Source organism: Elongatibacter sediminis (assembly GCF_037892215.1).
GTDB classification, from domain to species: domain Bacteria; phylum Pseudomonadota; class Gammaproteobacteria; order Xanthomonadales; family SZUA-36; genus Elongatibacter; species Elongatibacter sediminis.
The window spans coordinates 227283-249072 of the sequence record NZ_JAZHOG010000002.1 but is presented as its reverse complement, the minus strand read 5'-3'; the positions used below and the strand labels follow the sequence as shown (position 1 = coordinate 249072).

Below are 21790 nucleotides of genomic sequence, written 5' to 3'. Positions count from 1 at the left end.
CGGGTCGTCAGTCCGGCAGGGCCGGCAGGTTATCAACGCTGAGGTCTCCCGCCAGCGCGTCGTCGGGCGCCAGTTCCCGTGCCCGCCGCAGGCTGGCGCGTGCGCCGCCCATGTCGCCGGCCCGGACCAGGGTGCGGGCCAGTTCATAGTGAAACCGGTATTCGCGGCTCTGCAGTTCGATGGCCTGTTCCAGCAGTTCGCGTGACTCGGTGATACGGCCGGCCGCCAGGGCGTCGGAAGACAGGTGGTACAGATAATACGGGTTGTGCCGGCGGTGCTTTTCGACCTGCGCCCGCAGGGCCTGGGCCGCGGCGAGGTCGCCCTCCTGCTCGTAGATCAGGAACAGGTTATTGGCGGCCACCGAATTGCCGGGATCGATTTGCAGGGCGGTCCGGTGTGCACGTCGGGCCTCGTCGGTCTGGCCGTTGCGGTTGTATACCACGCCCAGGTTGGACCAGACGAATGACACCTGTGGCGCGCGCCGGATAGCGGCGGCGAAATACGCGTAGGCGTAGTCGAGATCATCCCGGGTCAGGGCGTCGGCGCCGAGATTGTTCAGGAACTGCGCCTGGGCTTCTTCGTCGCTGACCCGGCGCAGGCGGCGGGTCCGGGCACTGGCCCGTCCGCTGACGTCGACGACCCAGGCGCCGCTGCGGCCTTGGACGACGACATTGATGTGCATGCTGACCAGCAGGGTGTGGTTAGTGGTGTTCCACTGCGGTGGTACTTCCACCTCCTGGTACCAGGCATTCAATCCGGCGTGCCGCGCCAGCGCGACGAACATCAGCGAGAACGCCAGGCAGTTCCCGGTGCGGCGCCGAAAGGTTTCGGCCGGTGGCAGGGTGACTGCCGGATCGTATCTGAAGTCCAGAATATTTCGGTCGGTGGCGGCCCACACCAGGCTCCAGGCGTGCCGGTCCGGACCGCGATCGCTGACCACCCAGCGATCGAGGAAGGCCTGCATTGCTGGCGTCAGTTCATCGAATTCGGGAATTTCGACCGGAGGAATGTCGTGGCCCTGTAACGGAGCGATCGAGCGAGAGGGCTGGTCGGATTGGAGCGCGCAACCGCCGAGCATCGCCGCCAGCAGGAGAATCCCGCCGGCGATCCGCGCGCACTCCCCGGATTTGCGCTGCATCACCATGGGTTTTTCGCTTCCTGATCCTACTCTATCAGACCCCGGGTCCGCGGATCGGCGAAGGGCATCGCCGCGGGTCATGGCGAAGGATTCCCGCGGCCGGTTGTGTCACCGGGCATAGTCCCCACATAATTCCGATCGCCCCGCGTTTCGGCATCTGACCTGCCGCAGGGCGACACAACCCCATCGTTCGCGCGCAGGAGCAAGCATGAAACCGACGGCCAGGCCGGCAAACCCCAATTTTTCATCCGGACCGTGCAGTAAACGGCCCGGCTACGATGTCTCGGCGCTCGCGCTGGAAACCCTGGGTCGCTCGCACCGGTCCGCGCTGGGTAAAGCAGTGCTGGAACGTGCGTGCACCCAAACGGCTGAACTCCTCGGCCTGCCCGACGGATACCGCGTGGGTATCGTTCCGGCTTCCGACACCGGCGCATTTGAAATGGCCATGTGGTCATTGCTGGGTCAACGTCCGGTGGACGTTTTTTCCTGGGAATCATTCGGCCAGGGCTGGGCCACCGATATCCGTCAGCAGCTCAAGCTCGAAGACGCCCGGTTCTTCAGCGCCGGGTACGGCGAACTACCGGACCTGGGCCAGGCCGATCCATCCCATGACGTGGTGTTCACGTGGAACGGAACCACGTCCGGGGTTCGAGTGCCCGATGGCGACTGGATTCGCGACGATCGAGAAGGTCTGACCCTGTGTGACGCGACTTCAGCGGTATTCGCCATGGATCTGCCCTGGCACAAGCTGGACGTTGTGACCTTCAGTTGGCAGAAAGTTCTGGGCGGGGAGGGCGCGCACGGGATGCTCATTCTCTCGCCGCGCGCGGTGGAGCGCCTCGAATCCTGGACGCCACCGTGGCCACTGCCCAAGATTTTTCGTCTGACCAAGGGCGGCAAGCTCATCGAGGGTGTGTTTCGCGGAGCCACCATCAATACGCCGTCGATGCTGGCCGTGGCGGACTACCTTGATGCACTGAACTGGGTCGAGGGGGTAGGCGGACTGGCGGGTACGGTTGCACGAACCCGGCGCAATTTCGAGGTTGTTCGCGCCTTCGTCGAGGATCATGACTGGATTCACTTCCTGGCGAGGGAGCCCGCGACATGTTCACCGACCAGTGTGTGTCTCAGCCTGGACCTGGAACCCGAACAGGTGAAAGCCGTGGTGACCCGACTGGCCGAAGAGGGGGTGGCGTTCGACATCGGTGCCTACCGTGATGCGCCACCCGGACTGCGATTGTGGTGTGGTGCCACGGTTGAATCTTCTGATCTCGAGCGTCTGATGCCGTGGATTGACTGGGCTCGACGCGAAGTCACGGGAGGCTGAGCCGACATGTTTCGCATTCGCACACACAACCGGATTGCAGAACGGGGACTGGAGCAGTTTCCGCGTGATTTCTACGCCGTCGGCCCGGAGGTCGAAGAACCCGATGCGCTGCTGTTGCGCAGCCACCGCCTGCACGACGAAGCGCTGCCCGACAGTGTGGTCGCCGTCGCCCGTGCCGGTGCCGGGGTCAACAACATTCCGGTGGACGACTACAGCCGTCGCGGTATCGTGGTGTTCAACACGCCCGGCGCGAACGCCAATGCCGTGAAGGAACTGGTGGCGGCCGGCCTGTTCCTGGGTTCACGCGATATCGTGGGAGGATTCAATTTCGTTCAAAGCCTCAAGAATATTGATCAACCCAATGAATTAGCAAAAGTTTTAGAAGCAGAAAAGAAGCGATTCTCCGGTACGGAAGTGGCAGGAAAAACGCTGGGTGTCGTCGGCCTGGGCGCCATCGGATCCCTGGTGGCCAACATGGCGCTGGAACTGGGCATGCGGGTGGCGGGTTACGATCCGGCCATCTCCGTGGAGGCTGCCTGGCGGCTGTCGAGCCGGGTTGAGAAAATGGACAGCCTGGAAGCGTTGTTGTCTGCGTCCGATTTCGTCAGCCTGCACGTTCCGGCCATCGAACAGACCCGGCATCTGATCAATGCGGAAACCCTTGCCCGGTTGCGATCCGGTGCCCGCTTGCTGAATTTCGCGCGGGAGGAAATCGTCGATGCCGGTGCCGTCACGGCGGCGCTGGACAGTGGACACCTGGGCGCTTACGTCACCGACTTCCCGCTGCCGGGACTGCTGGGGCGTGATAACGTCATCGTATTGCCGCACATCGGCGCCAGCACCCGGGAGGCAGAGGAAAACTGCTCGGTCATGGCGGTACAGCAGCTCATGGATTTTCTGCAACACGGCAACATTCGCAACTCGGTGAATTTCCCGGCGACCCGGATGGCGCGAGACGGGGCGTTCCGCATCACCTTCAGCAACGACAACGTGCCCCGGGTTCTGGGCAGCGTGCTGTCCGTGCTGGCCGACAGTAACCTCAACGTCCTGGACATGGTGAACCGCAGCCGCGGCGACCTCGCCTACAACATCATCGATGTCGAAACCGCTCCAGAATCGGGTGTGCTCAAGGCGATCGCGGGTGTCGAGGGCGTCATTCGCGTGCGCACCGTGTGATCGCCAGCCGATGAGCGAAATCCGACCCGTACAGCTACCCGACAAGGACCGCCCGTTGCGGGCCGATGTCAGTCTGCTCGGCTCGCTGGTCGGTGACATGCTGGCTGAGCAGCATGGCCCGGCCTTGCTGGAACGCGTGGAGCGGGTGCGCAAGGCCTCCATACTGGAGCGGGAGGACCCCTCCGCAGGCGATGCGCTGGACCAGGCCCTGGAAGGACTGGAGGGCGGTGAGGCCGGCCGTGTGATCCAGGCGTTCTCCTATTACCTGCGCCTGGTCAATCTGGCCGAGAAAGTGCATCGCATTCGCCGTCGACGTGAATATCAGCGGGCGCGAGCCGCACCCCAGCGCGGTTCGCTGGATGCGATACTCGGGCGATTGAAGGCCCACGGCGTGAGTCCTGAAACCCTGCGTGAGGCCCTGTCCGGACTCGACATCCAGCCGGTATTCACCGCGCACCCCACCGAGGCAACCCGCCGCACCATCCAGGAAAAGGAATACGACATCGTGTTGCGGCTGGTCGAACGGCTGAATCCGGAGCGCACCCCGGATGAAGAATCCGTCGCCCTGCAGCGCATCCGGGCCGCACTGACGTCCGCCTTTCAGACCCGTCTGGTGCCGCACGTTCGCCCGACCGTGGCGGACGAGCTGGACAACATCCTGTTCTACATCACCGACATCCTGTATCGGGTCGTGCCGGTCTACTACGAGTCGCTGGCCGCCGCACTGTCCTCTCACTTCGACGACGGGCTGCTGCCGGACCGGCTGCTGCTCCGCTTTGGCTCCTGGGTCGGTGGTGACATGGACGGCAATCCCAACGTCAACGCGGATACCATCGAGGACACGCTGCGTGCGCAGCGGCGGGTCATCGTGCGTCGCTATCTCGCCGAAGTCCGCGGCGTGGGCCGGTATCTCAGCCAGTCCCTGAGCGAAGTCGGGGTGAGCGACGCCGTCACCCGGCGCCTGGAACACTACGCGGATGCCATGCCCGGCGTGGCGGAACACATTCCGGAACGGCACCGTGACATGCCGTATCGCCGTCTGCTGCGCTACGTCAGCGAGCGACTGGAGGCGACCCTGAACGATGGCCCGGATGCCTACGCGGCGGCTGGCGAATTCACGGCCGACCTGCACCTGATCGAGGCCAGCCTGCTGGACAACCGCGGCGAACACGCCGGCCTGTTCGCGTTACGCCGTCTGATCATGCGGGCACGTACCTTCGGGTTTCATCTGATGACCCTGGATGTCCGCCAGGACGCGCTGCTCCATCGCACGGTCATGGCGGAATGGCTTGCCGACCCGGACTGGCCGCAACGGGATGCAGGGGAACGCACCCGGCTGCTCGCCGAACGCCTGGCTTCCGATGATTTCCCCCCGCTGCCGGAAGGGGACGCGGCCTCGCCGGATCTGCGCCGGACCGTGGCGGTATTCCGCGCGCTGGCGGCGGCACGCCAACGTTACGGTACCGGAGCCATCGGCTTGTTCATCATCAGCATGACCCAGGGCGCGGATGATGTGTTGACCGCCCTGGCACTGGCTCGTGCCTCGGTACCCGGTGGCGGCGATAGCGCCGCACTGGACTTCGCGCCCCTGCTCGAAACGGTCGATGACCTGGCGGCCGGCCCCGGCATTCTCGACGATTTGCTGCGGCACGACGCGTACCGCACGCACCTCGACGAGCGCGGCGGTCGTCAGCGCATCATGGTGGGTTATTCCGACAGCAACAAGGACAGCGGCATCGCGGCCTCACGCTGGGCCTTGCAGAACGCCCAGGGCGATTTGCTGGAGCGCGGCCGGGCCCACGGTGTCGACATCGTTTTCTTCCATGGACGCGGCGGTACGGTCAGCCGGGGTGGCGGAAATCTCGTCAACGGCATTCTGGGTGCATCGCCGGGCACCGTCGACGGCTACATGCGTCTGACCGAGCAGGGCGAAGTGATCAATCGCAAGTACGGGGTTCGCCCGATCGCGCTGCGCAATCTCGAACTGATCACCAGTGCCACGCTGCTGCATACCCTGGGCGTTCAGCCCTGGGGAGACGACGGGCTGCGGACCCACGAACCGGCGCCGCAGCGGCACCGTGAAGTGATGGAGCGCATCGCCACGGTCTCGCGGGAGACTTACCGGTCGCTGGTGCACGAGAACCCGGAATTTCCCGATTTTTTCCGCGCGATCACTCCGGTGGATGTGATCGAGAGGTTGACGATAGGCTCGCGGCCGCCGGCGCGGCGCGGCGGCAAGGGCATCGGTAATCTGCGGGCGATACCGTGGGTGTTTTCCTGGGGGCAGACCCGTATCGGACTGCCCGGCGTATATGGCGCCGGCACGGCGCTGGAGCGTGCGGCGGACGAGTTCGGCATTGAGCGTCTGCGCGAACTGCTGGCCGAATGGCCCTTCTTCCAGGCGCTGGTCGACGATGTTGAAATGGTATTGGCCAAATCCGATCTGGGCATCGGCGCGCGCTATGCCAGCCTGGTGCCGGAGGCGCAGTTCGACCTGTTCGAAAACATCTGCCGGGAATTCGAACGAGCCCGGAACTGTGTGCTGGCGATCAAGCAGTCGGAAGATCTGCTGGCCGACCAGGACACCCTGAAACGCAATATTCGTCTGCGCAATCCCTACGTGGACCCCTTGCACCGGCTGCAGGTTGATTTGCTGAAACGCTGGCGCGCCGGCGGCCGTGAGGACGAGGCCATGCTCCAGTCGTTGATGGCCAGCGTCAACGGAATTTCACTCGGTATACAGAACACCGGCTGAGCTGCGTGGTCCATGAATACGGGAGGTATCTGCATGAAAACCATTCTGATTACCGGCGCGAATCGAGGCATCGGCCTCGAATTCGCACGTCAACTGAGTGCCCGTGGCGACCACGTGATCGCGGCCGTGCGCGAGGCCGGCGACGCCTTGCCGGCCACTGGCGCCGAAATCATCTCCGGCATCGATGTGAACAGCGAGGCGGACGTGGCCCGTCTGTCGGACGCGCTGGGAGACCGCAAGCTCGACTGGCTGCTGAACAACGCCGGCATTCTCGAACGCATGAGCCTGGATGAACTGGACTTCGATTCCATCGAGCGCCAGTTCCGCATCAACGCGATGGGGCCGTTACGCGTGACCGCCGGTCTGCGCTCACATCTGGGGCAGGGCTCGCGGGTGTTCGTGATGTCCAGCAATATGGGATCGATCGGCGATAATTCGTCCGGTGGCTCGTACGGGTACCGGATGTCCAAGGCGGCGGTGAACATGGCGGCGCGGAGTCTGAGCCACGATTTGAAGGATGACGGCGTTTCGGTGTTCGTTCTGCATCCGGGGTATGTCGCCACCGACATGACCCATCACTCGGGACCGGTGGCGCCGGAAGACGCGGCTGCCCGGTTGATCACCCTGATGGACCACCTGCAGGACGAGTCCACCGGCACGTTCTGGCACGCGCGGGGCCATCCGCTCGTCTGGTAAGCCGGTTTTCCGAACCGGTTAAGCGGCTGCGGTACTTTCCCCGCAGGGCTTTGGTGCAACAGCCTGGAGACCTTGCTGGGCTCGAGTTAGCTGAATTCCGCTGATCTGGAAGGCTTTTGTAAGAACGTGCCCTCGAGCCGGCAGGCGCTGCGGCACATTCCCCTCAGGGGACGGCGTGGACCCTTCCCTGGGGCCTTCGCGCCGCCGTCCTGGCGGCGAGACCCCTGAGGGGAACGCGCCGCATCACCTGCCTGGGCAGAAGTGAATACTTACGGTGGCAAATCCTCAATCCCGTACCACTGCTTCAGCGCTCAAATTCACTTCTGCCTTTCTGTTCGCCCCGCCAACGTCGCTGCAGCCCAGCCGGGTGATGTGACATGCCCCTTCCAGGACTGTCGAAAACAGGACGTTTTCGATCAAGGCCCCAGGGACGGGTTTATGCCGGGTCCTGGAAGGGGCATGTCACAGCGCGCGGCGGACCTCAGTGGCACCCGCCCCTGATTTTCATGAGGCGAAGATGCACTGACGGGCGAAACAGGTCAGGGGGTCAGGTTGGGCTTAATCCAGTCCGTGCTGGTGCCGGAAATTTTCGGGGCCGTGGCCGCGCATGAATACGCGGTAGAGGGTGGGGATGATGAACAGGGTGAGGGCGGTGGCGACCAGCAGGCCGGCGACGATGCTGGAGGCGACCGGACCCCACAGCAGGGACTTGCCGCCCAGCCCGACTGCCAGGGAGAACAGCCCGGCGATGGTGGTCGAAGTGGTCATCAGGATGGGGATGACCCGTCGCCGGGCCGCGTAGACCGTCGCGTGCAACGGGCGCATGCCGGCCGCGATGCGGCTGTTGGCGGCATCGATCAGCACGATGGCGCTGTTGACCGCGATGCCGGTGAGCGCGATGACGCCGTAGAGGGTGTAGAGGCTGAGGGGGTTGCGGGTCACCAGCAGACCGAAAACGACGCCGGTGAAAGCCATCGGTACGGTGGCCAGGATCAGCATGGGCTGGAAATAGCTGCGGAACTGGGTGGCGATGATCAGGTAGATCAGGCCCAGTCCCAGCAGGAACAGGCCGAGCATGGCGTCCAGGCTTTCCTGGATGTCGTCGAGTTCGCCCGAGAAATCCAGATCGGTGTTGGGGTAGCCGGATTTGATATCGGCCCAGGCATCCTCGATGCGCTGGTTCGCGGTCACCGTGTCGATCTCTTCCGCATCGAGGTCGGCTTCGACCGTGATGGCGCGCCGGAGATTGTAGTGGCGGATGGTGCCGCGACTGGAGCCGGTCTCGCTGACCGTCAGTGCATCGAAGGTGGTGGTGCCGCCCCCCGGCAGAGCGACCGGGTCCTGCAGTACCGCCCGAATATCCTGGTGCTCGCGTTCAACGCCGCGAACACGCAGCTCGACCTTTTCGCCCTGGTGGCGCATGAAGGCCACGATTTCCCCGTCCCGATGCAGACGCAGCAGCCGGGCGACCTCGCCGGGTTCAAGCCCTGCCCGGCGGATGGCCTTGTAGTCGAGCCGTAATTCCAGCTCGGAGCGTCCGGCGACGTCGTTGTCGCCGACGTTCCGGGTGCCCGGCAGTTGCCGAACGATTTCCAGGACGGCATCGGTGGCGGCACGCAATTCCGTGAAATCGTCGGAACGTACCTTGACGCTGATGGCGCGCGCGGTCGGCGGTCCGCCGCTGACCTCCAGAAAACTGATCGCACCATCGATGGGCAAGGCCTCAAGGGGCTCGCGCAGGGTCTCGATGATGGCGGCGACGCTTCGTCCCTTGTTGCCCCGTGGCCGCAGGGAGATCTGGATTTGACCGTACTGGTCACCGTACAGGGGTTCCACCTCGGTGAACTTGATGCCGGCATTGGTGGTGATGGCGCGGACTTCGGCCGGATCGAGCCATTGGCGCACGGCCTTTTCGACCTGCACCGACTGCCGCAGGGTCTCTTCCAGTGGTGCATCGGCCGGCATGTCGACGTTGACGTAGAACAGGCGGAGCGGGTCGGTGGTGAAAAAATCCACCTTGATCAGGCCGACCGCCACCGCCGATACCGCCAGCGCGAAGGCCAGCGCCCCCGCGGTCAGCAACTGCACGGGGCGGCGCATCACCCAGCACAGCATGCGCGTGTAGCGAATCCGCACCCGGTGTGTCCAGCTGGTGCGCCGGTCGGACGTGCCTTCAGCCGGCCGTGGACCGTGGCGGAAGGCGATAACGTGTGACGGCAGGATCCAGAATGCCTCGATCAGGCTGACCGCGAGCCCGACCGTGACGACGAACGGGATCACGAACATGAATTTGCCGATGATGCCCGGCAACAGCATCAGGGGCAGGAAGGCGGCCATGGTCGTGGCCACGGCGGACGCCACCGGCCGGCCGACCTCGCGCAGGGAATCCACCGCGGCCTGCAGGCGGCCCGAACCCCGCTGCAGGCGGTAATACATCGCCTCGACCACGACCACGGCATCATCGACCAGCATCCCGAGCACGATCACGATGCCGAGCAACACCGATACATTCAGGGTGTTGCCGGTGATGTCCAGGAACCAGAAAGTACCGGCGATGGAGAAGGCGATCCCGAGGGTAACCATGGCCGCGATGCGCAGCCCGAGAAACAGCCAGCACACGCCCAACACCAGCGTCATGCCCAGCATGGCGTTGTTCTGCATGATGGCAATCGCACGCCGGGTCTGCTGGGTCTGGTCGTCCGTCAGGGTCAGTTCGATGCCGCTGCCGGCCAGTTGCGTGTTCTTTTCCTGAATGTAATCACTGATCCGACCGACCAGTTCCAGGGTATTGGTGTAACCCACCTTGGTCACCGACAGGGCGATCGCGGACTGGCCGCGAAACGACACCAGTTGGCGCGGTTCCTCACGGGCCCGCTGGATGTCGGCCACCTGGTCCAGCGCGATCAACTGGCGGGGCGCGCCCGCGGGCGCAACCTGAAAAGCGGCCAGTTGCTCCGGATCGGCCGTGGTTCCGGCCACCCGGATCAGCCATTCGTCACCGGAAATGCGGGCCTTGCCCGCAAACGTGTCCCGAAAGGCGCGGGCCAAGGCATCGGCGACATCGGTGGCCCGCAGTCCCCGCGCCGCCAGGTCCGTCGGACGCAGTTCCACGTGGATTTCCGGATCGGCCAGGCCCAGCGAAATCACGTTGTCGACGCCGGTCATGCGCTCCAGGTCCTCGCGAACCGTGCGGGCATTCATACGCAGCCGTTCGTCGTCCGCCTGTCCCTGGACCACGACGATGGCCGTCGGAAAACCGTTGGATGTCGAGATTTCCAGAATACGGGGATCCTCGGCCTCGTCGGGCAGTTCATCGTTGGCCTTGTTCTGCAGTTCGCGACGCAGGTCGTTGATCCGCTTGTCGAACGTTCGCTCGGGCAGTTCGCGAAACCGCACCAGGATGTTGGACGCACTCTCCCGTGTCGTGCTGATCACCCATCGGATGTCCTGCACATTGCGCACCGCGTCCTCGAGCGGGCCGGTGACCAGTTCCTCGACGTCCTCGGTCGACGCGCCGGGCAGTATCGTGGATACATTGACCCAGTTGAAGTTGATTTCCGGGTCCTGCTCGCGGGGCATCGTGCTGTAGGACATGGCACCCATGACCAGTACGACGACAAACAGGATGTTGACCAGCGGATGGTTGGTCAGCAGGCCCCGGTAGGCGTTCACGGCGTGCGCATCCGGTCAGTCCTGCGCGGCGCCGGCCGTTGTCGACGGTCCGTCCGTGTCGAGGGAGTCGCCGTCCTGCAGGCGTTCTCGGCCGGCCACGACGATTTTCGTGTTCCCGGGCAGGTTCACCGGGACCGGCCGGCCTTCCTGCGCGCCGGGCAGCGGCGTGAAAGCGGCCCGGCCGCCGTCGTCCAGGAACACGCCGAGGCGGCCGGCACGGCGTACCAGGAGGTGCGCCGGGAGCAGGCCTTTTTCGATACGCCAGACCACCTCGCCGCTGCGACCAATCGCGGGTGCCGCGTCCACGAAGGCGAACCGGGCCCGGCGGCTGCGGCGTTCGGTGTCCACCACCGGCGACAGCCTCAGCAGCCGCACCGGCCAGGATTCGCCACGCGAGCCGAAGCGAATGGCATCCGCGGAGTTCAGGGATTCGCTGAGTTCATCCGGGACATCGGCCTCGAGCTCGAAGCGGTCGTGTTCGACCAGGTCCATCAGCGGACTTCCCATGCTCACGTAAGCGCCCAACTGGGCGTGTCGTTCGGTCACGACGCCGTTGAACGGGGCGCTGATGCGGCATTTCGCCAGATTCCTGCGGGCGATCGCAACGGCGACTTTCTGCGCTTCGATTTGTGCCGCGATCACGTTGGCGTCGGTTTCCCGGGCCAGCAGTTCGTCGTCCGAAAGGTGTTGGTTGGCGATGAGTTCACGCGCCCGCCGCAGTCTGGCGGCGGCCTGTGCCTGCTGCGCCTCCAGGGATTGCAGGGTCGCGATGGCCTGATCCAGCGCCAGCGCGTAATCGACGTCATCCAGTTCGACGAGGATGTCGCCAGCGTTCACGGCCTGGCCGATATCGGCATGGATCGCGTGTACCGGCGCTGCCAGTTGGGCGGAAAGGGTCGACCGGTTCAGGCTGCGCACATCGGCTGGCGCGCTGTATTCCAGCCCGACCAGGACCGCATCCAGCGGCTGGGTGCCGACCGGCACGGCATCGCGGGCGTGCACGCCCGGAGGGGTGCAAGTCAGCAGCGCGGTGCACGCGCAGGCGACAATAACGTTGGGGCGCATCGCTTGTTGATCCTCCCGTGCTCGGGTGCCGCTGCGGATTTCGGGCCGTCATCGCGGCGCGTCATCGCAGCTTAAGCGATATGGGGTCGGAGAAACGTGATGAAAACCACCTGGGTGGCGGATTCATGGGGAAAACCACGGGGCCGAGATCGCTTCGGCGGAGAAATCCTTCCCCTGGACAGTCGCCGGCGAGCCGTGAGCGGCCCGGGCGGCGTGCCACTCAATCGGTGCGGATGACGATCTCCAGGTCCTCGGTGCCGACGTCAACGCGGACGGCCTCGAAGGACGGACGGCCCAGCCAGGGCCGGGCGTCGTTGGAATAACCCAGTCCTTCACCGCCGAACCCGAGGAAACCCGCGTCATAGACGCCGTTGTCATTTTCGTCGTGTACCACCACGACGCCGTAGGCGCCATCCACAAGGCCGGCAAATTCGAACTGCAGCTCGCTGTTGCCGTCCACCGGCAGTGTCTGCTGCAAAAACGGTTTCTTCATGAAATCCTCGGCGTTGTCGAACAGCGACACCTCGACCTTGCCGGTTGCGGGCTCGAGTTGGGTGACCAGCACATGCAGATTCGCGAGTTGCGCGGACGCGGTCAGGGGGAGCGCCAGCAGGGCGAGAAGGGCGAACATCGGGGTCACGCGAGCGGGCATGGTCAACTCCTGTGTCGGGCCGCGGCAGATGAAGGTTCAGTCCCAACAAATGGGGCCGCAATGGCTTCATTCAACGTCTGCAGCCGGCGTTCAAACGGATTGGCGGCGGCGGGTACGGCACAGGCTTGCCGGCAGCAGGGCCTCCACCCGGGATCTGACATCCTGCCGGTCCACCAGATCGTGCACGAAATCCAGGCGGTCTGATTTCAGCACCAGCACCTCGCCCAGGGTGTAGCGTCCGAACCACTCTTCGTAAAGACGATCCAGGCGTTTGAGGTAACTCAACGGAATGTCCTGCTCCATGCCGCGCCCGCGCATGCGGATGCGCCGGCGCAGAACCCGCATCGGGCATCTGAGGTAAATCATCAGGTCCGGAGGCTGAATGGCTCGCACCAGGGTCTGGTAGAAGTCCCAATAGGTTTCCCAGTCGCGCCGATCGATTTTGCGCATGCGGTACAGCGCGGTGGCGAACACCTCGGCGTCCTCGTAGATGGTGCGGTCGAGCACCACCACCCCGCGTCGCCGGTCCGCTTCCTGGTGCATGCGGAACTTGTTGCTGAGAAAAAACATCTGTGACTGGAATGCCCAGCGTTTCATGTCGGCGTAGAAATCCGCCAGGTACGGGTTGGCTTCGTTCGGCTCGTAAAAAGGCGCCACGTCGTAGGTGCTGGTCAGGAACTCCAGCAGTGAGGATTTGCCGGTACCGATGTTGCCGGCGATGGCGATGAATTTTCGTTGTCCCATGGCGGATGCGGTTTACCCGGGCCTGACCGGCTGCCATCATGACACGCGAGCCGACGAGGAGGGAGACCGCATGCCGCTTTCATTGTTCCAATTCAGTTTCAGGGCCGGCCGCCGGCGATCTGCACGGCCGTCCGTGGTGGCCCGCTCGTTCGGCACCTTCATGCTGATGGCGGCCGTCGGTCTGGCCAATGCCCACGAGGGTCCGCACGCGCCGTCCGCAGACACCGCGCACGAGCCGGTTGCCCGGGTGCTGGGCGAGATTGATTTTCCCACCCGCTCGAAAGTTCCGCAGGCGCAGCAGGCTTTCATCCGCGGCATGTTGCTGCTGCATCTGTTCGAATATCCGTTCGCCCGTGAGGAATTTCTTCGCGCCCAGGACCTGGAGCCGGATTTCGCGATGGCTTACTGGGGTGAGGCCATGACCCATAATCATCCCCTTTGGGATGAACAGGATCGCGAGGCCGGAAGGGCGGCATTGATGAAACTGGGCGCCACGGCCGAACAACGCCTGGCCACCACGCAGGATCCGCGGGAACGGGGGCTGCTGGCTTCCCTGGACATCCTCTACGGCGACGGACCCAAGGCGGCCCGCGATCGGGCCTACATGCGCACCCTCGAGCAAATGGCGGCCACCTGGCCGGACGATCACGAGATTCAGTTGTTCTACGCGCTGTCGCTGCTGGGCGTTCAGGCCGGCGTCCGGGATGTCCCCACCTACATGCTGAGCACGGCCATTTCGCAATCCGTGTTCTGTGCCAATCCGCGTCATCCGGGCGCGGCGCATTACCTGATCCATGGCGTCGATGATCCTGAACACGCTGCGCTGGGATTGGCGGCCGCCCGGGCATTGGCCGTCATGGCGCCGGATGCCGGGCATTCGCTGCACATGACATCACACATCTTCACCGCCCTGGGGATGTGGGACGACGTGGTCGAGGCCAATGAAAACGCCGCCCGCGTGCAGAACGCGATGCGCGAGGAATCCGGGCAGTCCGGCCGGCGCTGGGGACACTATCATTTCTGGCTGCTGTACGGGTACCTGCAGCAGGGCCGGCTGGAAGACGCCCGCAGCCTGCTGACAGCGGCTTACCAGGAACTGCAGGAGGCCGACGAGACGCCCCGCGACCGCCTGCTTCTGACTCCCGACCGTTCGCATGCGGGTTCGGTGGTGCAGATGTGGCTCCGTTACCTGGTGGAGACCGGCGACTGGACCGGCGACATCGCCGCATGGACCTTCAAACTCGGGGAGGCATTCGATCCCAATCTCAACGTGACCTGGGCCAACGGTTTCCGTGCGGCCTACGGTGGGCAGGCGGCCCGGGTCCGGACCTACGCCGAACAATTCAGCAACCTCAAACGCGAACTCGAACGGGAAATTCGCAATCAGGATGAACCGCAGCCGACCGAACTTCTGTATCTCGATCGCCTGGCGGTGATGGAGCGGCAATTACACGCCGCGGTCGAGATCGCGCGTGGCGAAACCGGTGAAGCCGCGCGTATCGCGGCTGCGGCGAGCCAACTCGAAGGTGAGATGCCGTTCGCCTACGGGCCACCTTTCGTCGACTGGCCCGCAGCCGAACTGCAGGGCCAGCTCCTTCTGGAAGCGGGGCGCTATGCCGATGCGGCCGCGGCGTTTGAAACACAGTTGCAGCGCGCCCGGCTGCGCAGTGCCTCCTTGCTGGGCCTGTCACGGGCACTGCGTAAACTCGGCCGCGATGCCGAAGCGGACTATTGGCTGGCCACCCTGAACCGGAATTGGCTCGAGGCCGATCCGTCCGTGCGCCGCAGCGCTCCGGACCTGCCGAAGCCTCCGGCCCGGAAGTCCGCGAAATCGGCCACCGGCCCCGTGTCGGACTGAGCCGGGCCGGCGGGGACGGCCATCAGGAATTGCCGACCGACCAGGGGACGCGAATCGAGCGGACCAGTTGCCGCACCTCGGCGGGCGGTTTTTCGCCAAGCCGACTGACCACGCCAGCCACCGCGAAGTTCAGCAGCATGCCGACGACGCCGATGCCCTCCGGTGAAATCCCGAACAGCCAGTTGGACGGGACATTGTCCCGCAGAGGTTCGAAGAACACGCCCTTGAAGACGATGATGTAGGCAAAGGTGAAAATCAGCCCGGTGAGCATGCCGGCGATCGCGCCGGCCTTGTTGATTCGCGTGCTGAAGATTCCCATCAGGATGGCGGGGAACAGCGAAGCCGCCGCCAGGCCAAACGCGAAGGCCACCACCTGGGCGACGAAACCCGGCGGATCGTAACCGAGATACCCGGCGATCAGGATGGCGATCGCGGCGGCTACCCGGCCGGCCCGCAATTCATCCTTGTCGGTGATGCCGGGCATCAGGATCCCTTTGAGCAGGTCGTGCGAAATGGATGAGGAAATGACCAGCAGCAGGCCCGCCGCGGTGGACAGTGCCGCGGCGATGCCGCCCGCCGCCACCAACGCGATCACCCAGTTCGGCAGGCGGGCGATTTCAGGATTCGCCAGCACCATGATGTCGGGATCCACGTCCAGTTCGTTGCCGGCCCAGCCGTAGGACTCCGCCCGCTCCTCGAACCCGGGGTTGGCGTCGTTGTAGTACTGAATGCGACCGTCGCCATTACGATCGGTGAAGCCCAGCAACCCGGTTTCCTCCCAGGTCCGGAACCACCGCGGCCGGTCCGCGTAGGCGAGATTGCCCTCGGCCGTGCCGATGGCCCCCGGCTGGATGGTGTCGATCAGGTTCAGCCGCGCCATCGCGCCGACCGCCGGCGCCGTGGTGTACAGCAGGGCGATGAACAGCAGCGCATAGCCGGCCGACCGCCGGGCGTCCGCCATGCGGGGCACCGTGAAAAAGCGCACGATGACGTGTGGCAGTCCGGCGGTGCCCACCATCAGCGCCAGGGTGATCATGAACATGTCCGTGGTGCTGCGGGTGCCCTCGGTGAAGGCGTGAAACCCGAGGTCGGTCACGATCGCATCGAGTTTGTGCAGCAGCGGGGTGGACTCGCCCGCCAGATTGTCGCCCAGGCCCAGTTGCGGAACGGGATTACCGGTCATCTGCAGCGCGATGAAGACCGCCGGAACGGTGTACGCGAAAATCAGCACGCAATACTGGGCCACCTGGGTGTACGTGATGCCTTTCATGCCGCCCAGCACGGCGTACACGAACACGATGCCCATGCCGATCATCAAACCGATGTGCACCTCCACTTCCAGGAAACGGGAGAACACGATGCCCACGCCGCGCATTTGCCCGGCGACGTAGGTGAATGAAATGAAGATCAGGCAGATCACGGCGACGCTGCGGGCCGCTTTCGAGTAATAACGATCGCCGATGAACTCCGGAACGGTGAACTTGCCGTACTGGCGCAGGTAGGGAGCGAGCAGGAGCGCCAGCAGAACATAGCCCCCGGTCCAGCCCATCAGGTACACCGATCCGCCGTAACCCTGAAAAGCGATCAGGCCGGCCATGGAAATGAACGAGGCGGCCGACATCCAGTCCGCCGCGGTGGCCATGCCGTTGGCGACGGGATGCACGTGTTTGCCGGCCACGTAGAAGTCGCCCGTGGACAGGGCCCTGGAGGCCAGTGCGATCCCGATGTACAGCGCGAAGCTCAGGCCGACGACGATGTAGGTCAGGGTTTGCAGGCTCACGGGCGGGATTCCTCGTCCCTGTCATTGCGGGAGGCTCCGAATCGGCGATCCAGCGCGTTCATGCGTGACGCATAGAAGAAAATCAGCACCAGGAAGACGTAGATCGAGCCCTGCTGCGCGAACCAGAAGCCCAACTTGAATCCGAACAGCTGGAACCGGTTCAGGTAGTCCGCGAGCAGTATGCCGCAGCCGTAGGAGACGGCGAACCAGATTGCCAGGCACCAGCCGACCAGTTTCAAATTGGCTTTCCAGTACCGATCGTCATTGGCTGAGTTTTCCGGATCGGATGCCGGGTTGGCCAATCGGTCACCGGGCGGCGGTTCACCGGGCTCCATGTCATTACTGGGCGTTGGGCTGACGGACATACGCTGCGATCTCTCCCTGGGCTCGGTTATGCTGGTCGGGTGAATGGCGTGGCTACGGAGTCTAGCGTGGAATCGCGAATGCGGGAAATGGAGCGGCGGATTCGCGACGCGTGGGGAGGGCGCGCATGCTCTCGGGTCTGATGGCCGACCTGTTGGTCGTCGTTCACCTGGCGTTTATCGGTTTCGTCGTGTTTGGCGGACTGCTGGTGCTACGCTGGAGCCGGGTCGTGTGGCTGCACGTTCCTGCGGTCGCGTGGGGGGTGTACGTCGAACTGCCCGGTTCCGTGTGTCCGTTGACACCGCTGGAGCAGGCGCTGCGTGCCCGCGCCGGCGACGCGACGTATTCGGAAGGGTTCATCCAGCACTACGTTCAGCCACTGGTCTATCCCGAAAATTGGAGCGTCGAAATGGGTTATGTGCTCGGCCTGACTGTGCTGGTCATCAATATGGTCGTGTATGGCGCCGTGTTGTGGCACCGGCGCCGGCATGGCTGCTGGCCGTTTCAAACCCGCATGCGGTAAAGTACCCACCCGTGCAGTCCTCCGACGTGCGCACCGGCACCGGATTTCGTGCACGCGAAAATTCATACGCCCCAACGGAGCCGCTTTTCATGATGTCCAAAACGTCACTGAGTCCGCTGGCCCGTATGGCGGTCCTGTTGTGCACCCTGGCAGGCCCGGCCCTGGCCCAACCGGTCGAACCGGGCGCCCGTGTTTCGGCACTGGGCCGGCTGGAGCCGCAGAACGGCGTCCTGCGCGTCGCCGCGCCGCTAACGCCCTTGTCCATCTCCGGATCAGTCGTTTCCCGCTTGCTGGTCGCGCCGGGCGATGACGTCGAGGTCGGCCAGTTGCTGGCCGTGATGGAAACGGCAGAAATCGAAGAAGCGCTCGTCAACGAAGCCGAGGCCGAGTATCGCCTGGCGTTGCGCCGGGCCGAGTCCGCCCGCAGCCGGGCAGAAGAAACCTGTGTGCAGGCGCGCGTCGCCGAACGCGAGGCGGAACGCCGCGCCGCCCTGCTGGAAAAGGGCGTGGCCGGCGAGGAAGAGGCCGAGTCGGCCGCCGGGCAGGCGGAAGCGCTCGCCGCCTCCTGCGCTGCCGCCCGCACCGAAGTGCACGCCGCGGATGCGGAGACCGCCGTGGCCGAAGCCCGGGTCGAACGGAGACGGACCGAACTGGAGCGGTCCCACGTCCGCGCGCCGGCCGCCGGCCGCATACTCGGCATCATGGCCTGGCCCGGAGAGATGGCGGCGCAGCACGGTGTCCTGGAGTTGGGCCGGGTGAACCACATGTTCGCGATCGCCGAAGTGTACGAGACCGATATCGGCCGGGTCCGGGTGGGGCAGCGAGCCGAGGTGCGCAGCGACGCGCTCGCGGAACCGCTGACCGGAACCGTGGAGTCGATCCACGGCAAAGTCGAAAAACAGGATGAGATCGGCACCGATCCGGCCGCGCGCAAGGACGCCCGCATCATCGAGGTCGAAGTGCGGCTAGACGACCCGGCTGCGGCGGCGGGGCTGACCTATCTGCAGGTTGAGGTGGTGTTCCAGCCATGAGTGCCCGGGTGGCATGAGGGTCCCCATCGGCTGGCTGCAATTGCGCCACCGCCCCATGCGGCTGGTGGTCGCGCTGTGCGGCATCGGCTTTGCGGTTCTTCTGATTCTGATGCAGTTGGGCTTCCGGGCCGCGCTGTTCGACAGTGCGACCCGTTACCACGAGCGATTCGACTACGACATCGCCCTGTTCAGTCCCGACAGCGTATTCATCGTTCGTCCGCAACCGTTTTCGATCCGGCGCCTGTACCAGTCACTGGGCATGACCGACGTGCGCGCGGTGACGCCGGTGTACATTTTTCCCGCGGTCTGGAAAAACCCCTGGAACAATGACCGTCGCAGCATCACCGCGATTGGTTTCGATCCGGATGATCCGCTTCTGGTCACACCCGGGTTCGAGGAATCCCGCCCGTTGCTGAGCCGGCAGGACGTGCTCCTTTTTGACGCCAATTCCCGTCCCGAATTCGGTCCGGTGGCCGACGCGCTCGGCCGCGGGGAAAGCCTGGTCACCGAGGTCAACGATCGTGAGGTTCGGGTGGTCGGGTTGTTCGAGATGGGAACCTCGTTCGGCATCGACGGCAGCATCATCACCAGCGACGACAACTGGCTGCGCCTGTTTCCGGAACGCCCGCGTGACGAGATACAGCTCGGCCTGGTGCGGCTCGAGGAGGGGGCGGATCCCGTCGCCGTTCGCGACCGCCTGCGCGCCTACCTGCCCGACGATGTGCTGGTGATGACCAAGGCTGATTTCGTACAGCGTGAGACGGACTACTGGAACGGGGCCACACCCATCGGCTACATCTTCGCGTTTGGAGCCATCATGGGCTTCGTTGTGGGATCTATCATCGTCTACCAGATCCTGTTCGCGGATGTCAGCGAGCACCTCAATGAATACGCGACCCTGCGTGCGATCGGATACACCAACCGATTCGTTTCGGGCATCGTGCTGCAGCAGGCGGGGATCCTGGCCGTACTGGGTTTTCTGCCCGGCGTGGCCGTGGTCTGGTGGTTGTACGGCAAAGCGGCCGCCGCGACGAATCTGCCGCTGCACCTGACCCTGGACCGCTCGGTGACGGTGTTCGCGATGACCCTGGCGATGTGTGCGCTTTCGAGTCTTCTGGCGATGCGCAAGGTGCGCCGGCTCGACCCCGCGGACGTGTTCTGAGCGGGACGGCGGACCGGAGCGGCAGATGCAGTCGGAATCACGGATCGAAAACCTGGTGTACCAGTATTTCGGGTTGCCGCCGGAACAGCAGGCGCAACTGACCGGCTCGCTCGAGCAGGTGCGTCTCGACGGCGGCGAATGGCTGTTTCACCACGGCGATGCCGGCGATGCGCTGTACCTGCTGGTGCGGGGTCGCTTGCAGGTCTGGGCGGAACGCGATCACCTCGGCCCGCTGGATTCGCCCCGCCTGATCGGGGGCGTGGCGCCCGGCGAAAGCGTCGGCGAAATCGCCCTTCTGACCGGCGCGCCCCGCACCGCGGGAATCCGCGCGAGCCGCGACAGCCTGTTGCTGCGCGTGTCGCGCACCACCTTCGAGCAGTGGGCCGGCAAACGGCCCGAACTCGGTTTGAGGCTGGCCAGCCGGGCGGCGTCGCTGGTGGCCCAGCCGGACAAGTCCCAATTGGGATCCACCCGCAACCTGGGCGCCATCACCCTGTTGCCGCTGGGGAGTGGCGACCGGATTCGGGAATTCTGCGGCGCGCTCATGCGGCGGCTGAAGGCCGAAGCGGGTGCTTGCCCGGTCCGGCGTGATGAGCTGGCCTCTCTGGGTGCCCCGCAGGACTGGCCTGATGGCCGGCAGCCGGCGCCGGAAGGCATGACCGGGTGGGTGCATGCGCTCGAGGAGCGCGGTGGAATGCTGGTTTTTCTGGCCGAGCCGGGCGAGACGGAATGGGCCCGTTTCGCGATCCGGCAATCCGACCTGGTGGTGCTGGTCGGTGATGCCGACGACGACCCGCGTCCGGCGGAATGGGAACGGACGCTGGGACTTCACGAAAACGGTTCCCTGTTGCGCCGGATGCTGGTGCTGCTGCAAGGGGCTTCGGAGGATTCGATTCGCGGAACGGCGTCCTGGTACCGGGGGAGGGGTCTCGAATTCCACCTGCATGTTCGATCCGGTAACGCCGGCGATATCGAGCGGGTGGGCCGGGTTCTCACAGGCAAGGCAACCGGCCTGGTACTTGGGGCCGGCGCCTCACGCGGCTTCGCGCATCTGGGCGTCTACCGGGCGCTGAGCGAGGCGGGTGTGGCGGTGGACTGGGTGGCGGGAACCAGTATTGGCGCCATCATGGGTGCAACCATCGCGTTCGACTGGGGGCCGCAGAACGCCATCAACGCGATTCGGGCGGCCTTCGTCAAGGGCAAGCCGTTCAGTGATTACACCGTACCGGTCATGTCACTGCTGTCCGGGCGCCGCATGCGCAGGCTGCTCAACCGCAGCGCGGATTGGGAAATCGAGGACCTGCCGCTGCCGTTCCTGTGTCTTTCCAGCCGCCTCGATGATGGCGGCCGAAATCTGCACCGTGCGGGAAACCTGGCGCGGGCCCTCCGGGCCAGTGCTTCGATGCCGGGCATCTTCCCGCCTACGGTGGTCGACGGCCGCTTGTCGGTGGACGGGTCGGTGCTCAACAGTCTGCCGGTCGATCTGATGTGGCAACAACCGGTCGGGCGGGTGATCGCGGTCAGCCTGGCCGAGCATCAGCAACGGCGTGTCGAATATGCGGAAACGCCGAGTCCGTGGTCGGTCCTGATGGGCCGGCTGGTGCCGTTCGCACCGCGGCATCGCGTACCCGCGCTGATCACGGTCATGCTCAAGTCCACGGAACTCGCCACTTTGCGCAATGTCGAGGAACAGGGACAACGTGCCAGCCTGCTGTTGCGCCCTGACGTCAAGCGGTTTGCCCTGACCCGGGTGCGGGCATTCGACCAGATCGTGGAGGCCGGTTACGTGTGTGCCCGCCAGGCTCTCGAAGACTGGTCCGGGCCCGAGAGTCCGTGACATAATTCGGG

General features: G+C 64.8%; 16 protein-coding genes. 9 read left to right on the top strand and 7 right to left on the bottom strand.

All coding sequences use genetic code 11. The features are described 5' to 3' along the window. Positions 1 to 7: 7 nt before the first annotated feature. Positions 8 to 1144 carry a tetratricopeptide repeat protein gene (locus tag V3330_RS03830; protein WP_354694071.1) on the bottom strand — a complete coding sequence of 379 codons (1137 nt, stop codon included), beginning with the start codon at positions 1142 to 1144 and terminating at the stop codon, positions 8 to 10. Positions 1145 to 1346: 202 nt separating this feature from the next. On the opposite strand from V3330_RS03830, the gene V3330_RS03825 reads away from it, so the two are divergent. Genes V3330_RS03825 through V3330_RS03810 form a run of 4 tightly spaced genes read left to right on the top strand, consistent with a single transcriptional unit; the run spans position 1347 to position 7092 of the window. Next, positions 1347 to 2465: a phosphoserine transaminase gene (locus V3330_RS03825; RefSeq protein WP_354694070.1), complete on the top strand. Its 1119-nt coding sequence runs from the start codon at positions 1347 to 1349 to the stop codon at positions 2463 to 2465. 6 nt (positions 2466 to 2471) lie between these two features. Next, positions 2472 to 3641: a phosphoglycerate dehydrogenase gene (locus V3330_RS03820; protein ID WP_354694069.1), complete on the top strand. Its 1170-nt coding sequence runs from the start codon at positions 2472 to 2474 to the stop codon at positions 3639 to 3641. 10 nt (positions 3642 to 3651) lie between these two features. Beyond that, entirely contained in the window at positions 3652 to 6396 is a 2745-nt protein-coding gene (gene ppc, locus V3330_RS03815) for a phosphoenolpyruvate carboxylase (RefSeq protein ID WP_354694068.1), read from the top strand. Positions 6397 to 6429: 33 nt separating this feature from the next. After that, positions 6430 to 7092, top strand: a complete 663-nt coding sequence (locus V3330_RS03810) for an SDR family oxidoreductase (protein WP_354694067.1) — start codon at positions 6430 to 6432, stop codon at positions 7090 to 7092. Positions 7093 to 7650: 558 nt separating this feature from the next. Here V3330_RS03810 and V3330_RS03805 read toward each other — a convergent pair. The 4 genes from V3330_RS03805 to V3330_RS03790 all read right to left on the bottom strand — a co-directional run bounded on the left by V3330_RS03805 (position 7651) and on the right by V3330_RS03790 (position 13225). Next, the gene (locus V3330_RS03805; RefSeq protein WP_354694066.1) at positions 7651 to 10764 is read right to left on the bottom strand and encodes an efflux RND transporter permease subunit; all 3114 of its coding nucleotides are present in this window, start codon (positions 10762 to 10764) and stop codon (positions 7651 to 7653) included. Between the two features lie 15 nt (positions 10765 to 10779). Next, positions 10780 to 11829 (bottom strand): efflux RND transporter periplasmic adaptor subunit, encoded by a 1050-nt coding sequence (locus V3330_RS03800; protein WP_354694065.1) that lies wholly within the window; start codon positions 11827 to 11829, stop codon positions 10780 to 10782. Positions 11830 to 12049: 220 nt separating this feature from the next. After that, entirely contained in the window at positions 12050 to 12481 is a 432-nt protein-coding gene (locus V3330_RS03795; protein WP_354694064.1) for a DUF2141 domain-containing protein, read from the bottom strand. A gap of 90 nt (positions 12482 to 12571) precedes the next feature. Continuing rightward, a complete protein-coding gene (locus tag V3330_RS03790; RefSeq protein ID WP_354694063.1) occupies positions 12572 to 13225 on the bottom strand; it encodes a deoxynucleoside kinase in 654 nt (217 codons plus the stop codon). 70 nt (positions 13226 to 13295) lie between these two features. On the opposite strand from V3330_RS03790, the gene V3330_RS03785 reads away from it, so the two are divergent. Continuing rightward, entirely contained in the window at positions 13296 to 15083 is a 1788-nt protein-coding gene (locus tag V3330_RS03785) for a hypothetical protein (protein WP_354694062.1), read from the top strand. Positions 15084 to 15105: 22 nt separating this feature from the next. On the opposite strand, the gene V3330_RS03780 is transcribed toward V3330_RS03785, so the two are convergent. Together V3330_RS03780 and V3330_RS03775 are read right to left on the bottom strand one after the other, a co-directional pair. Further along, a complete protein-coding gene (locus V3330_RS03780) occupies positions 15106 to 16863 on the bottom strand; it encodes a sodium:solute symporter family protein (RefSeq protein WP_354694061.1) in 1758 nt (585 codons plus the stop codon). Then, the gene (locus tag V3330_RS03775) at positions 16860 to 17198 is read right to left on the bottom strand and encodes a DUF4212 domain-containing protein (RefSeq protein WP_435791381.1); all 339 of its coding nucleotides are present in this window, start codon (positions 17196 to 17198) and stop codon (positions 16860 to 16862) included. Before V3330_RS03775 ends, V3330_RS03780 begins: the two co-directional genes overlap by 4 nt. Before the next feature lie 155 nt (positions 17199 to 17353). Here V3330_RS03775 and V3330_RS03770 point away from each other — a divergent pair, with 155 nt between their 5' ends. From V3330_RS03770 to V3330_RS03755, 4 genes are all read left to right on the top strand, one after another. Then, complete coding sequence (locus V3330_RS03770; protein WP_354694060.1) at positions 17354 to 17749, top strand: DUF2784 domain-containing protein; 396 nt, start codon at positions 17354 to 17356, stop codon at positions 17747 to 17749. An 89-nt stretch (positions 17750 to 17838) separates the two neighbouring features. Beyond that, on the top strand, positions 17839 to 18780 hold the full coding sequence (locus V3330_RS03765) for an efflux RND transporter periplasmic adaptor subunit (RefSeq protein WP_354694059.1): 942 nt from the start codon (positions 17839 to 17841) through the stop codon (positions 18778 to 18780). 13 nt (positions 18781 to 18793) lie between these two features. Further along, positions 18794 to 19942 carry an ABC transporter permease DevC gene (devC, locus tag V3330_RS03760; RefSeq protein WP_354694058.1) on the top strand — a complete coding sequence of 383 codons (1149 nt, stop codon included), beginning with the start codon at positions 18794 to 18796 and terminating at the stop codon, positions 19940 to 19942. 25 nt (positions 19943 to 19967) lie between these two features. Further along, the gene (locus V3330_RS03755; protein WP_354694057.1) at positions 19968 to 21779 is read left to right on the top strand and encodes a patatin-like phospholipase family protein; all 1812 of its coding nucleotides are present in this window, start codon (positions 19968 to 19970) and stop codon (positions 21777 to 21779) included. Positions 21780 to 21790 lie beyond the last annotated feature (11 nt).